The following is a 1,332-nucleotide window of genomic DNA, read 5'->3' as shown; positions in this document are numbered from 1 at the left end:
TTCCCCGGCTTCGGGCTCCCGAAGACGAGACCGGGTGCGCTCTCGCCGTCCACGAGCGCCCGCAGGCCCTCCAGGGCGGTGTGACGGCTGGTCCCCGTGACGGCGGCCCGGTGCTCGAAGCTGGTCCGCGCGGTGGCCAGCGTGTGGCCCACGTCCGTCAGTGAGAGACCGGGCTCCGCCTCCAGCAGGGCCAGCAGACGCCTGCCCTGCGCGGTGACGGCCTCCGGGCTCTTGCCCGACAGCAGCAGCGGCACCACCCCGTGCGTCTGCGGCGCGGCTTCCGCCTCCTGCGCGGCTGCCGTGTCCGGCGCCTCGACGATGACGTGGGCGTTCGTACCGCTGATGCCGAAGGAGGAGACGCCGGCGCGGCGGGGGCGGTCGTGCTGGGGCCAGGCGCGGGGCTCCGTCAGGAGGCGGACGGCTCCGGCCTCCCAGTCGACGTGCGGGGAGGGCTCGTCCACGTGCAGGGTCTGCGGAAGCGTCCCGTGCCGCATGGCCTGCACCATCTTGATGATGCCGCCGACTCCGGCCGCCGCCTGGCTGTGCCCGATGTTCGACTTGAGCGACCCCAGGTACAGCGGGCTGTCGTCGGGGCGCTCCTGTCCGTAGGTGGCCAGCAGCGCCTGCGCCTCGATGGGGTCGCCGAGCTTGGTGCCGGTGCCGTGCGCCTCGACGGCGTCCACGTCGGCCGGAGTGAGTCCGGCGCTGGCCAGCGCCTGCCGGATGACCCGCTCCTGGGACGGCCCGTTGGGCGCGGTGAGTCCGTTGGAGGCGCCGTCCTGGTTGACGGCCGTGCCGCGGATGACGGCCAGGACGTGGTGGCCGTTGCGCTGGGCGTCCGACAGCCGCTCCACGAGCAGCAGGCCCACACCCTCCGACCAGCCCGTGCCGTTGGCGGTGGAGGAGAACGCCTTGCAGCGCCCGTCCGGCGCGAGCCCGCGCTGCCGCGAGAACTCCACGAACGAGGTCGGAGTGGCCATCACCGTGACGCCGCCCGCCAGGGCGAGGTCGCACTCGCCGCTGCGCAGGGCGTTCGCGGCCAGGTGCAAGGCGACCAGCGAGGAGGAGCAGGCCGTGTCCACCGTCACCGCCGGGCCCTCGAAGCCCATGGTGTAGGAGAGGCGGCCGGAGGCCACACTTCCCGCCGTGCCGCTGGCGAGGTAGCCCTCCAGATCCTCCGGCGTGCGGTACGTCTTCGAACCGTAGTCGTGGTACATGACGCCGGTGAACACCCCGGTCCGGCTGCCGCGCAGGGCCGCCGGGACGATGCCCGCGTGCTCCAGCGTCTCCCAGGCGGTCTCCAGCAGGAGGCGCTGCTGCGGGTCGGTGGCC

At 73.9% G+C, this 1,332-nt stretch carries 1 protein-coding gene; it reads right to left on the bottom strand.

Translation table 11 applies throughout. The annotated features are described in order from the left end of the window. The coding region (locus V1J52_RS25955; protein WP_330142414.1) for a type I polyketide synthase at nt 1-1,332 on the bottom strand (1,332 nt) is incomplete at both ends.

The sequence above is a fragment of the Streptomyces solitudinis genome (assembly GCF_036323765.1).
Lineage (GTDB): Bacteria > Actinomycetota > Actinomycetes > Streptomycetales > Streptomycetaceae > Streptomyces.
Note: the sequence above shows the minus strand (reverse complement) of the source record. Positions and strands in the feature narration are given on the sequence as shown.